General features: G+C 64.7%; 14 protein-coding genes. 9 read left to right on the top strand and 5 right to left on the bottom strand.

The annotated features are described in order from the left end of the window. Positions 1 to 105: 105 nt before the first annotated feature. The 6 genes from ON40_RS27400 to ON40_RS27425 all read left to right on the top strand — a co-directional run bounded on the left by ON40_RS27400 (position 106) and on the right by ON40_RS27425 (position 5,706). Positions 106 to 735, top strand: coding sequence for a TIGR03086 family metal-binding protein (locus ON40_RS27400; protein ID WP_040827619.1), 630 nt, complete (start codon positions 106 to 108; stop codon positions 733 to 735). 256 nt (positions 736 to 991) lie between these two features. Continuing rightward, entirely contained in the window at positions 992 to 1,324 is a 333-nt protein-coding gene (locus ON40_RS27405; RefSeq protein ID WP_083895970.1) for a putative quinol monooxygenase, read from the top strand. A 189-nt stretch (positions 1,325 to 1,513) separates the two neighbouring features. Beyond that, positions 1,514 to 2,233, top strand: a complete 720-nt coding sequence (locus ON40_RS27410; protein ID WP_373281987.1) for an N-acetylmuramoyl-L-alanine amidase — start codon at positions 1,514 to 1,516, stop codon at positions 2,231 to 2,233. Positions 2,234 to 2,297: 64 nt separating this feature from the next. Next, positions 2,298 to 3,377, top strand: a complete 1,080-nt coding sequence (ychF, locus tag ON40_RS27415) for a redox-regulated ATPase YchF (protein WP_040827620.1) — start codon at positions 2,298 to 2,300, stop codon at positions 3,375 to 3,377. A 146-nt stretch (positions 3,378 to 3,523) separates the two neighbouring features. Beyond that, the gene (locus ON40_RS27420; protein ID WP_218008875.1) at positions 3,524 to 4,948 is read left to right on the top strand and encodes a serine hydrolase domain-containing protein; all 1,425 of its coding nucleotides are present in this window, start codon (positions 3,524 to 3,526) and stop codon (positions 4,946 to 4,948) included. A 38-nt stretch (positions 4,949 to 4,986) separates the two neighbouring features. Continuing rightward, positions 4,987 to 5,706, top strand: a complete 720-nt coding sequence (locus ON40_RS27425) for a MerR family transcriptional regulator (RefSeq protein WP_040827622.1) — start codon at positions 4,987 to 4,989, stop codon at positions 5,704 to 5,706. Between the two features lie 89 nt (positions 5,707 to 5,795). Here ON40_RS27425 and ON40_RS27430 read toward each other — a convergent pair whose 3' ends face one another. The 3 genes from ON40_RS27430 to ON40_RS27440 form a co-directional block, all read right to left on the bottom strand. After that, positions 5,796 to 6,281: an SRPBCC family protein gene (locus tag ON40_RS27430; RefSeq protein ID WP_040827623.1), complete on the bottom strand. Its 486-nt coding sequence runs from the start codon at positions 6,279 to 6,281 to the stop codon at positions 5,796 to 5,798. 2 nt (positions 6,282 to 6,283) lie between these two features. Next, the gene (locus ON40_RS27435) at positions 6,284 to 6,640 is read right to left on the bottom strand and encodes an ArsR/SmtB family transcription factor (RefSeq protein ID WP_040827624.1); all 357 of its coding nucleotides are present in this window, start codon (positions 6,638 to 6,640) and stop codon (positions 6,284 to 6,286) included. A 415-nt stretch (positions 6,641 to 7,055) separates the two neighbouring features. Then, positions 7,056 to 7,646, bottom strand: coding sequence for a P-loop nucleotide/nucleoside kinase family protein (locus ON40_RS27440; protein WP_083895986.1), 591 nt, complete (start codon positions 7,644 to 7,646; stop codon positions 7,056 to 7,058). 462 nt (positions 7,647 to 8,108) lie between these two features. Here ON40_RS27440 and ON40_RS27450 point away from each other — a divergent pair, with 462 nt between their 5' ends. Further along, positions 8,109 to 8,813 (top strand): HAD family hydrolase, encoded by a 705-nt coding sequence (locus tag ON40_RS27450; RefSeq protein ID WP_218008876.1) that lies wholly within the window; start codon positions 8,109 to 8,111, stop codon positions 8,811 to 8,813. A gap of 1 nt (position 8,814) precedes the next feature. Here the strand turns inward: ON40_RS27450 and ON40_RS27455 are convergent, their stop codons facing one another. Continuing rightward, positions 8,815 to 10,077, bottom strand: coding sequence for a helix-turn-helix domain-containing protein (locus tag ON40_RS27455; RefSeq protein WP_040827627.1), 1,263 nt, complete (start codon positions 10,075 to 10,077; stop codon positions 8,815 to 8,817). A gap of 254 nt (positions 10,078 to 10,331) precedes the next feature. Here ON40_RS27455 and ON40_RS27460 point away from each other — a divergent pair, with 254 nt between their 5' ends. Beyond that, on the top strand, positions 10,332 to 10,592 hold the full coding sequence (locus ON40_RS27460; RefSeq protein WP_245568015.1) for a hypothetical protein: 261 nt from the start codon (positions 10,332 to 10,334) through the stop codon (positions 10,590 to 10,592). Positions 10,593 to 10,655: 63 nt separating this feature from the next. After that, the gene (locus ON40_RS27465) at positions 10,656 to 10,838 is read left to right on the top strand and encodes a hypothetical protein (protein ID WP_040827629.1); all 183 of its coding nucleotides are present in this window, start codon (positions 10,656 to 10,658) and stop codon (positions 10,836 to 10,838) included. Between the two features lie 54 nt (positions 10,839 to 10,892). Here ON40_RS27465 and ON40_RS27470 read toward each other — a convergent pair whose 3' ends face one another. Next, positions 10,893 to 11,543: a chymotrypsin family serine protease gene (locus ON40_RS27470; RefSeq protein WP_157186434.1), complete on the bottom strand. Its 651-nt coding sequence runs from the start codon at positions 11,541 to 11,543 to the stop codon at positions 10,893 to 10,895. Positions 11,544 to 11,743 lie beyond the last annotated feature (200 nt).

Consider the following 11,743-nt stretch of genomic DNA (forward strand, 5'->3'; position numbering starts at 1 on the left):
CATCGAACTCCTCACCCGACCGTATTTCATTAGGAAGGAAATCAGCCTAATGGGGTCGTAACCTGGGTTCAACACCGAGGAAGACCAGCGAAAACGGAGATCACGATGACCAGCACCCAGCAGACCGAAACCACCGCGACCGATGCCCTGGCTCTCGTGTGGCGCGAGGTCCTCGCGGCCTCACATCGCGCCCTCGCCGACGCCGTCGCCGGGGCGAGCGCCGAACACCTGAACGCGGTCACGCCCTGCTCGGAATGGACTGTGGCACAGGTTGTTCAGCACGCCGCCGCAGATCAACGCGCCTACGCCGCCGCTCTCGGCGTCGGCCCCGGCCCCGCCTACGACCCGTTCGCCCCGTCCGGCGTCCTGGACGATCCGGCAGCCTTGATCGCCGCAGCCCTCGACGAATCTGCCACCGCGTGGGCCACCGTCTCCGACGAGACTCGATCGGTCCCCACCCCGCTCCCCCACGGCGAACTGCCCACCCCGATCGCCGCGGTCATGTGCGCCATGGACGCGGCCGTGCACGCCTGGGACATCGCAACCGCAACCCGCCGCAAGCCATCCCTCACCGATGAACACGCCGGTTACTTCCTCACCGCTGCAACAGATCTCGTGGAACCACTGCGCCAGTGGGGCGCATTCGCCGCCATCGTCCCGGGCGAGCAGTCCGACACTCCGGTGGACCGTCTGCTCCGCCACCTGGGCCGCAATCCCCGGTGGACCACCGCGTGAGCACTGCGTCCCGCCGAGCGCAACCTTCCACTTCCTCACCGCCCCAACAGGTCTCGCGGGGCGCATCCGCCGAGACCATCCCGGTCGAACCATCCGGCACCTCGGTACCTGCTGCTCCACCATCCGGGCGGCGGGCCGGCGCGGCGCGTGAGCAATCTTGCGCTGACGCCCACCGGCGGGAGTGCTTGCGGCCCCGACCTTCCCGCGGAAAACAGTAGGCTGAGCGCGAGGGGGAATCCGACGAAAGGGCGAAGGCGTGTCGAGTCCGAATTTGTTCAGTGTCTACGGACGAATGACCGCGTTGCCCGGTCGCCGCGAGGAGGTGATCGCGTTGATCAAGGAGTCGGCGCGCGCCGGCGGCGAGGACAGCGGTCTGCTCACGTACAGCATCAACACCGCCTTGGACGACCCCGACTCGATCTGGGTGACCGAGCTGTGGACCGATAAGGAAGCACACGACACGACCACCCGCTCCGAACCGGTCCGAATAGTGACCGAGCGCTTTCTCGAGCTCTTGGCCGAACAACCCGCAGGTTTCTACGGCAACGCCGTTCATGTGCAGGGTCCGACATCCGACGAATCGCTCTGACATCAGCCTTGGGATTCCCTGGCTGACGTCGACGATTCCGGGTGTCCCACTCGAGCCACACCGACAGCGGCACTCGGCGCGGCGGCCGGGGTGTGGCACGGTGGGCTGATGAATCGTCGTCGCTACGGCGCGACCGCATTATCGGCCTGCGCGGTGCTGCTGACCGCATGCGACTCGGGATCCGCGGGCGTGTCCCCGCAGCGCCTGTCCGCAACGCCCACGCCGGTCACCAGCGGGTCCACCGCACCGGTTCCGGTCGGAGCGCATCGCGTGATCGTCCTCGATCCGGGACACAACGGAGGCAATGCCACACACTCGGCGGCGATCAACCGCCACGTCCCCGACGGCCGGGGCGGGATGAAAGCGTGCAACACCACCGGAACCGCCGCCCTGGACGGCTATTCGGAACACGCGTTCAACTGGGATGTCGCGACTCGGGTGCGGGATGCGTTGTCCGCCAAGGGGTTCACCGTTGTCATGACCCGACCCGACGACTCCGGCGTCGGACCGTGCGTCGACGAACGCGCGGCCATCGGAAATCGCGGCGACGCCGCGGCGGTGGTCTCGATCCACGCCGACGGCGCACCGGGCGCGAATTCGCACGGCTTCCACGTCGCCTATTCCGCGCCGCCGCTCAACCCCGCCCAGGGCGAACCGTCCATACGCCTGGCCACCACCCTGCGCGACGGCTTCAGCGCGGCGGGCTTCACCCCCTCCACCTACGTCGGCTCGCACGGTCTGAACCCGCGCAGCGACCTGTCCGGCCTGAATCTCACCGAACGCCCAACTGCCCTGGTCGAATGCGGAAATATGCATCATCCCGGGGATGCGGCAGTGCTCGAATCGCCCGACGGGCGCGCGCGAATCGCCACGGTGATCGCGAACGCCATCGTCAGCTATGTGGGATGAACCGGCGGACGATCATCTACCTGGGGCAACAGCGCGTTCATCCGCCGCGTAGACTCCTGTTCTCGTGAGTCTCACCCTCGGAATCGTCGGCCTGCCCAACGTCGGAAAGTCGACGTTGTTCAATGCGCTGACCAAGAACGACGTGCTGGCCGCGAACTATCCGTTCGCCACCATCGAGCCGAACGTCGGCGTGGTGCCGCTGCCGGATCCGAGGCTGGACAAGCTCGCCGAGATCTTCTCCTCCGAGCGCATCGTGCCCGCGACGGTGTCGTTCGTCGATATCGCGGGCATCGTGAAGGGCGCGTCCGAGGGCGCCGGGCTGGGCAACAAGTTCCTGGCCAACATCCGCGAGGCCGACGCCATCTGCCAGGTGGTGCGTGTGTTCGCCGACGACGATGTGGTGCACGTGGACGGCAAGGTCGACCCGACCGCCGATATCGAGGTGATCGAGACCGAACTGATCCTGGCGGACTTGCAGACCCTCGAGAAGGCGGTCCCGCGCTTCGAGAAGGAAGCCAAGATCAAGAAGGATCGCAAGCCGATCGCCGACGCCGCCAAGGCCGCACAGGAGTTCCTCAACGAGGGCACCACCCTGTTCGCCGCCGGCTCGAAGGTGGATACCGAACTGCTGAAAGAACTTTCGCTGCTCACCACCAAGCCGTTCCTCTACGTCTTCAACGCCGACGAGTCCGTCCTCACCGACGAGGCACGCGTCGCCGAACTCAAAGCCGCTGTGGCACCGGCCGATGCGGTCTTCCTCGACGCGAAGGTCGAAGCCGAACTCCTCGAACTCGACGACGAATCCGCCCTGGAACTCCTGGAATCCATCGGCCAGACCGAACCCGGCCTACACGCCCTCGCCCGCGCCGGCTTCCACACCCTCGGCCTCCAGACCTACCTCACCGCAGGCCCGAAAGAGGCCCGCGCGTGGACAATTCACCAGGGCGACACCGCCCCCAAAGCCGCCGGCGTCATCCACACCGACTTCGAACGAGGCTTCATCAAGGCCGAAATCGTCGCTTACGACGATCTGGTCGAGGCCGGTTCGATGGCAGCCGCCAAGTCCGCGGGCAAGGTACGGATGGAAGGCAAGGACTACGTCATGCACGATGGGGATGTTGTCGAGTTCCGCTTCAACGTGTAGCGGATCAGCGTCTGCGAAGAAGTAGACCGCAGGGCATCGAACCTGCTGATCAGAGGCTCTGCCGAGCGATATCCCGAGCGTGCTTGCCGGCTTTTTTCGTTCCCGGCTTGACCTTGCCCCAGGGGCAAGGTTCGACGATGGTTCGCATGAACGACAACGCACTGCGGACCATCGAAGCCCAGATCCGCGAGCAGATCTGCGCCTATTGCGAGTCCAACAATGTTCCCGGGTTCGTCGTCGGCGTCTACCACGCCCGCGAACAGGTCATCGTCGCCCACGGCACCGCGAACGTCGCCACCGGCGCACCGATGCTCGAGGACACCGGATTCCTCTTCGGCTCGGTCACCAAGGTCCTGACTACGACACTGGTCCTTCAGCAGGTCGAGCGTGGACTGCTGAACCTGGACACGCCGGTGGTGAAGTATCTACCCGAATTCACTCTGGCCGAGCCGGGCGCGGCGGAGAAGATCCTGGTCCGGCACCTGATCTCACACACCAACGGCATCGACGCGGACCTGTTCTTCCCTGATGGCAAAGGCCGCGACGCCTTGAAGATATACGTGGAGCGCCTCGCGGGTAGCTGCGGCGCCTTGTTCGAGCCCGGCGAGCAGCTCAGCTACTCCAATGGCGGCATGATCGTTGCGGGCCGCTTGCTCGAAGTGGTCACCGGCACGCCGTTCCCCGATCTCCTGGAACGCAATGTCTTCGCACCCGTCGGCATGACGACCTCCAGCACCTCCGCCGAGCGAGCCATCCTGCGCAGCACCGCGGTGGGCCACTTCCCGGACCCGGAAACCATGGCCGCGAAGCCCACGGACATGTTCATGCTGCCCGATACCTGGGGGCCGGCCGGCGGCACACCGATCGGCACGGTCAGCGACCTGCTCGCCTTCGGCCGCACCCACCTCACCGGCGGTGTATCTCCCTCCGGCACACGCGTACTGTCCGCCGAGTCGACCTCCCTGATGCAGCAGGTCTCGCACGACATGGCCACCCCGAACGTCCCGCCGATGGGCCTGGGCTGGGTGCGATATCCGTTCGGTGACACGACCGTGCTCGCCATGTCGGGCGCATCGCCCGGCGGGGTGTCCATCCTGTGCGTCGTGCCCGAACACGACCTGGTCTTCACCGCCTACGGCAATACCGGCAGCGCCATCATGTTGCACGACCAGATCCTGCAACGACTACTGCGCGAGCATCTCGCCGTCCAGATCCCTACTCTCATCGACGAATTCGAGCCCGACGTCGACCTCGCCCCCTACGTGGGCACGTACCGCTCCAATCAGCTCCGCATAGACGTCACCGTCGTCGACGGTCAGCTCGAGGAACGGATGAGCTACGAACCAGCGGATGAATCGCAGCGGCAGATCTTCACCGCGTTCGCCGGCGGCATGACCTCCGCCCCGCCACAACGTTACGTACCGATCCGGCCCGGCCTTTTCGCGCCCGCCGGATACCCGCTCGACGCCTTCGACGGATACCTGCGACTGCTGCTCGTCTCGTACCACGACGTCCGCCGCGGCCGAGCGCGCTTCCGCAACGGCGGCGGCCGCCTGACCCGGCGGGTATGACACCTGTGACCTGACCGCCGAGTGGAAGGATGTCCAGCATGATCACGATCGGCCGACTCGCGGACTACGCCGGAGTGACCACCAAAACAATCCGGCATTACCATGAGCGCGGCCTGCTCGCCGAACCCGACCGCGACTCGTCCGGCTACCGGCGCTACACCGCCCAGGACGCCATCGATCTCATCAAGATCAGAACCCTGGCCGATGCGGGCGTGCCATTGGCCCGCATCAAGGATCTTCTCGACAGCGACCCGGCCGCGCTCGCCGCAGCGATCGCCGAGGTCGACCGTGACCTCCGAGATCGAATGGCGCGGCTGCGGCGAACTCGCGATCGGCTCGCTCAACTGCGCAGCGGCGACCGGCTTTTCGTCTCCCCGGAAGTCGCCGATTATCTCGACGACTTGCGCGAACTCGGCGTCAGCGAACGCCACATACATCTGGAACGCGACGGCTGGATCCTCATGCAGACAACCTCGCCCGAGGATGCTGCCGTGTGGATCACCGAAAAACGGGAGCTCATCACCGATCCCGAATTCCGCGCCCTCTACCTCGAACACGACGACGCCTACAATTGGCCGCCCGACGATTCTCGCCTCCCCGCCCTCGCGGACCGTATCCGAAGCTGGTTCGCCAACCATCACAGCCGATCAGAAGCCCGCCCCGTGCACAACCCGACTGCCGCCCGCTTCGCCGCGCGGTCCCAGCCCGGAGCCTCGTCCCCGGCCTGGGACCGCCTCGCCGAACTCGTGAAGCGCTGACCTCGTTCGTGCGGGACTGCACCGATGGCCCGGCCAGTGGGGCCGCTGGCCGCGTGGGACTTCGATGGGCGACCGGCGGTATGCGGATATCAGGAGGCGATGAGGGCGTCGATCTGGTTGATCGCGGCGGTGGCGCCCTCGACGACACCCATCTCCAGCACCTTCTGCAGCCCTTCCGCGGTTTCGAAGGTGCTCACGTACACGGCACGGGTGCGGCTGTCTTGTTCGGTGAACGTGTAAACGTTCTGCGAGACAGGCAGATCCGTGTTCGGCTTGAAATCCAGGTCGGCGAATCCGTCCTCGAACGAGAAGCTGTGCGGCGCGTCGACGGCCGTGATCTTCCAGTACCCAGCGAACTTCTCGCCCTCGGGGCTGGTCATGAAGTAGGTCACCAGGCCACCGGGGACGAGGTCGTGGTCGACGACGGTCGCCGGATAGGTCGGCGGACCCCAGATCTTCTCCAACTGACGCGGGTCGGCATAGATCTGCCAGACCCGCTCCACCCCCGCGGCGAATTCGGCGGTCATGGTCAGGGTGCGGGAGTCCAGGTCGTGCTGGACGTCGATGACGGGCATTGTTACTCCTTCTGACTGTGGTGCGGTGTGGGGTCGGATGCGATCAGCTCGTCGATGCGCGCGATGCGGCCACGCCAGACCTGCTCCAGCTCGGTGAGCATGGAAGCCACCGACCGCACCGCCGTCACGTCGCCGCTGGCCAGCTGCTCGCGACCGTCCCGCCGCTTGGTGAGCAGACCGGCCTTCTCCAGCACGGCGACATGCTTCTGCACTGCCGCGAAGCTCATGTCGTACTTCGAGGCGAGAGCGGAGACCGAGTGCTCTCCGGCCAGCACCCTGCGCATGATGTCGCGCCGGGTTCGGTCGGCGAGCGCGTGGAACAGAGCATCCGCCCTGTCCTCCTCGTCCGACTCGGTCACGAGAAGAATATACAACCGATTGGTTGTACGTTGTCAAGGGTTGTGTCGTATCTACCAAGGCAGTGGCAACAATGTCCTCGCCCCGAATCCGGACGCACAGGATAACGTCCATGGGTGGGGAATTCAGTCGCAGCCGAGGTCTGGCACCTGCTGTCCGAACATCGACTCGAGCCTTTCCTGAAGGCTGCGGAGGGCGATCGTGATGCCACTCTCGAAGCGATTGGGCGTGGCTCGGCGTTCACTCAGCGACAGCGTTATGTGTCGCTGCATGCGTTGGAAACCTAAGCCAGCACGGCTGATCTTTGAGCGTGCGGGTTAGTTCGGGCAGTTGATCGAGTGGGATGGGGGTGCGATCGGGGCCGGGCCTGCCGACGTAGCAGGCTGTCATCCCCTCGTTCCCTGTCGGGATAGCTGATCACTGCTCAGTATGCGAAAAGGCTGCCGGCATGGCTTGCCAGCGGGACGACCTGATGCGTTGTCCGCACAATGCGGCGGCGATGAGCTCGACCGGCTGGTCGATGCCTGTTGCTGTGTCGACGCGAAGTACCGATGTCGGCCAGGGTTCGTAAGTGCGTTCTTCGACCTGTTGCCAGGTTGGCACCGTCAGTCCGTCGAGGTCGGAGGTTCGGGATTCGATGCGGTGCTTGTGAATTGCGCGGTCGCTGCAGATCACCTCGATGTTGACCAGGGCCGCGTGTCCGGCCTGTGCGCAGTCCGCCCATGCGTGCCTCGTGATGGCCAGGGGGTTCACACTGTCGGCGACGACGTCGTGTCCTGCCTCGAGATGATCGCGGGCGAGGGCGTAGGCGACTCGATAGCCGGCATCGGGAGCTGCGGTCCACCCTCCGGCCCGCTCGACCATCCCGGACGCGGTCAAGGCTGCCTCGATCGTGTCGAGTCGGACGTGAACGGCATCGAGCTCGGCGCTCAGACGGCGAGCGAGGGTGGTCTTGCCCACGCCGGGAAGCCCCGACAGGGCGATGAGCGTCGGATTCCGAGTGGCCATCATCTCCATGGTACGAGCTGTGCCGAGCGCGGGGCCTCGTCGGGTAATTCGGTCGACGATGTCATCGTCGTGGTGACACAATTCGCGCAAATCGTATGGAATCAGCGAACCGCGACTCCGAGCTCATCTATTGGGGCGCAACCGCTTCGGCGCTACATCGGTACCGTGAATTCGTTCGGCGAGATGCGCGCTTCCCGCTGTACCCGATGCATTGGTACTGCTGGTGTCCGGACTGCGTGCAGGACGACGTGCGGAACGCCCGTGATGTCTTGGAGTTCATACTCGGGGAGCTACCCTTTCGGGCGAAAGCCGAACTCGCACAGGTGGTTCGGACGTTGGATCGCGAGTTTCGAAGGCGCAGCCTGCCGGACCTGTACAGCGATCATCGTGGGCGACACCGCGACGACGCATGGTGGTGGCATCGGCTGGACGTAGACAGGCCACTCAGGTAGCTGCGCTCCCATGAGGGGAGCAACAGTCGGCAAGTCCGGCCTCGGGCGGCGGTACGGTTGGGGCGTGATCTCGGCGGTTGTGTTCGATGTGGGTGAGACGCTGGTCGATGAGACTCGGGAGTATGGGACCTGGGCGGATTGGTTGGAGGTGCCTCGGCATACGTTCTCCACGGTGTTCGGGGCCGTCATCGCTACCGGGCGGGATTATCGGGAGGCGTTTCGGGCGTTCGAGCCGGGGTTCGAGCTGACTCGGGAGCGGCAGGCTCGGGTGGAGGCCGGGGAGGCCGAGACTTACGGGGAGGACGATCTCTATTCAGATGTGCGGCCTGCACTGGGGAGGTTGCGGGAGATGGGGGTGTGGGTCGGGGTGGCCGGGAATCAGACCATTCGTTCGGGGAAGATTCTGCGGAGTTTGGGATTGCCGACGGATTTCGTTGCTACGTCGGATGATTGGGGCGTGGCGAAGCCTGCGCCCGAGTTCTTCGCGAAGATTGTCGAGGAGGCTCCATGTGACGCCGAGGAGATCGTCTATGTCGGCGACCGCATCGACAACGACATCGCACCCGCGAAAGCCGCGGGAATGCGTGCCGCCCACATTCAGCGTGGACCGTGGGGATGGATACTTCGGGACACCGAAGATATTGCGAACCTGCCCGATTGGCGAATCAAGGGGCTGAGCGAACTCACGGATATCGTTGCGGCAGAGAACAACTAGCTCATCCCACCAGCGAGTTCACCGTTGTGTGCCAGTCGTAGAGCCGATCGTCCAGCGACCGGATCGCCGGTAGCGAATCCCACTGCCGGAGTGTCTGGCGAACAGCTTTTATCCGGTCCATGGCCGTCGCGTACCAGTTTCGGCCGAGGATATCGAGAGCCTGCTCGAGGTACCCGCAAGCCTCTTCCGGGTTTTGTTGCAGGACAGCGGCTGCCGCGAGATCGGCGAGATAGATGGTTCGTTGTTTGACGGACTCGTCAGGGAGATCCGCCAGCACCTGCTCCAACGTCTCGGTAGCTTCTCTGCCGCGCCCAGCGGTGAGAAGTGTGTTGCCCTTGAAGCCCGACAAGCGTACTGGTGAGAACCAGTCGAGCCAGACTGGTGAGGGGTCGGTCTCACGGTCGAACTCGCCGTACATCTCCTCGGCATGACGGATCAGCTCCAGAGCGCGCCGCGTGTCCCCGAATCGCGTTTCGACTTCGGCTTCGACGCAATCGAGCCATGCCATCATCTCCGCGCACGCACGACCCCGGGCCGCGAATGTCCTTGCTGCCCTGAGACGATCGCGGGCCTCGTCCGCCCGTGCCGAATCACCGGAAAATGCCGGTGCGAAAGCCATGTGGGCCAACGTTGCGGAGCCGAGTAACGCATCGTCGGCCTCGTGAGCGGCCTGCAGTGCCATCACCAAGCTCGATTGGGCGAGTTCTGGCTTTTGCAGATCGAAGAACTCGATTCGTCCGGCGAGCAATTCCGACTCTGAAATAGCCTGCGCCAAAAGCGTTTTTGCGGACACCGGAATTCGCGGCAAGAGGTCCATCCCCAGTGCCGCATGCTCGGCAACAGCGCGATGCAGCCGCACCGCAGGCACCGACCAGTAGAGATGCCTGTGCGAAACAGTGATCGCCATGAAGTCGGCGGCCGTGGAAGTGGGCAAGACTGCCGCAGCGGGAACGAAATGCCTTGGCGCCCAGCTGTCTGCGACTGAGGACAGCTTCGTCGGAGGGACACCTTCCGCTGTCCACGGCGGGGTGAAACCAAGGTCGGTGATCGGGCGCTTGAACAGGACCTCCAGAGCGGTCGCATGTTCCGGGTGAGGCCAAGGAGCCTCATCCGATTCCCAGCGACGGACGGTCCGGGTGCTGATCGAAATCCGAAGCCCGATCGTGCGCGCCGTGTCGTTGAGCGCGTCCGCGAGAGCCGCTTGCGATCGGTATCCGAGGGCTTGCCGGGCAGCGCGGAGAGCCGAGTTCCCTGGGGTCGTCATGCGCCCAGAATAGTCCTCTAAGAGGGCATCCTGTACAGGATGATCGCCCTAATGGCCTGTCGATGTCCTCATATATGACCTTTTTTCAGTGCTAGACCGACGAGAACATTGAGTCGTCAATCGCTCGCCGCCGTACTCGACACCACCTGGCGAGCAGCCACGGCTCGAAACATGAGTCGGGGAACAAGATGCGACAGAACAGGGGTTGGCGAATGCGCCGGCAACCAACGGCACTGGGGTGGATCAACCTCGATGTGTCGATCGCGTCGGAATGGGATGTGGCGCAGCTTCGTCGATTGGCGCGCCGACTCGGCTACGTGCTGATATGGCCTGACGATTCTCCGATCCGTCTTGTCGATCAGGTTCGCAATCTGGACGTCGACATCGTGCTCGCACCGGCCCCGAACCATCTCGACGCACTCGAGCTGGATGCGGTCATGCACGTCACCGGGATCGAAACAGCCTGTCCGAGGATGTCTTTCAATCGCTGGATGCAATCCGATGCTGGGACATGAAGCCTGCGGACGCAGTGCGCCGGGCCGCGAAGCATCGGCCGCCGAAGGAGAAAGAGCCTGCCGATGAGTGGTTGGATCGCAGTCGGATTCGTCGTCGCGACAGCGCCGCCTGCGGCCGTGCTCGCGGCAGCTCTCCTGTTGCCGGAAAAGACGGATCCGAGCCGGCCGGCGGGTGCGATTCCGGGCCGGGCCCAGAACGACGACCACCGCCGCAACGCCACATTCGGCGACGACGAACCGGGCTGATGTTCGACCGCGCGCCTGCCGTCGGCTTGGCCGGTAATCCCTACTCGGACAGGCTCATCCGATCGTGAAGCCGTAGCCGATGACGCCGGGCCGGGAGTTCAGTTCGCGCAGGATGCCGTCGATGCCCGAGTACCAGAACAGGCTGGCGGGGGCGCCCAGGGTGATGACCGACATGAGGCCGACTATTCCTGTTCCCTGGTAGGCGGGGGCGCCCGAGTCTCCGATCAGCGAAGCGGTGCCGGACTTCAGGATGTTGTTCGCGATCACCGCGATGGTGCCGGTGGTGGTGCCGGTGATCTGGCCGTATTTGCTCATTCGGCGATCGACCTGGGGGGTGCCGAAGTGATCGAGCACCGTACCATTCGGGGCCTTGACGGAAATACCCACGCCTCGGTCCAGCTCGATCACCGCCCAGTCGTCGGAACCGTCGGACTGTAGGGGCGCCCATTTCGAACTCCAGGCGGCGAAATGGCCGATCTTCCCGATACCGAGGGCGTAGACCTCCTGGCCGCGGCTGAACATGCAGTGCCCGGCCGTGAGAGCAACTGCGTTGCCCCGCGCGTCGTGTCCGGCGGTGGTGATGGTGCACAGCCCGATCGAGGTTCCCGGACCGACCTCCGGGGTGCTGTTTCTCGCATGTGCGGTACCGACCCCCAGGCCGGTCAGGATGATCACTGCGGCGATTGCCGCGATCGTTCGTCTCACGGTAGCTCCTCTGCAGATTTCATCTGGTCCGGACGGAGGTCCTCCGAGTCGGTCGGGAGGTCCTGGCTGCCGTTGCCTCGAATCCTGTAGCGCTTCCGGTCGACAGTCTTCCATGTAATTCGTGAGCGGATACGCGGAACGCGCAGCGGGTGCGGCGCGTCGGCGGATAATCGTCCAGGAACGATCTTCACGCCCGCATT

It is taken from the genome of Nocardia jiangxiensis NBRC 101359, assembly GCF_000308615.1.
Classification (GTDB): Bacteria; Actinomycetota; Actinomycetes; order Mycobacteriales; family Mycobacteriaceae; genus Nocardia; species Nocardia jiangxiensis.